A 217-nucleotide genomic window follows, 5' to 3' on the forward strand; every position below is an offset into this window, starting at 1 on the left:
TTGGATCGAAAAAAGGCAGTTTGAAAATTGCCTTTGTTCAGGACCGAAAACTGGAAAATGATCCTGAGACGGCGCCGCCACTCTTTGATTTCGCAGAACAGTTGGAAGCCTCCCTTGAGGAGGCGGAGGCGAATTTGTCCGCTGTTTTGGATGTCTTGGAGATGCCGGTTTCAAAAGTGTCGGCGCTCAAAGAAGGCGATGTGTTCAAAATTCCAGC

General features: G+C 48.8%; 1 protein-coding gene. It reads left to right on the forward strand.

Annotation, left to right across the window (positions count from 1 at the left end; genetic code table 11):
* Positions 1-217 (forward strand): hypothetical protein (locus tag MRS74_RS23825; protein ID WP_254582758.1); only part of this gene is annotated, 217 nt, incomplete at both ends.

Origin of the sequence: Marinobacterium sedimentorum (genome assembly GCF_024267675.1) — a bacterium.
Lineage (GTDB): Bacteria > Pseudomonadota > Gammaproteobacteria > Pseudomonadales > Balneatricaceae > Marinobacterium_A > Marinobacterium_A sedimentorum.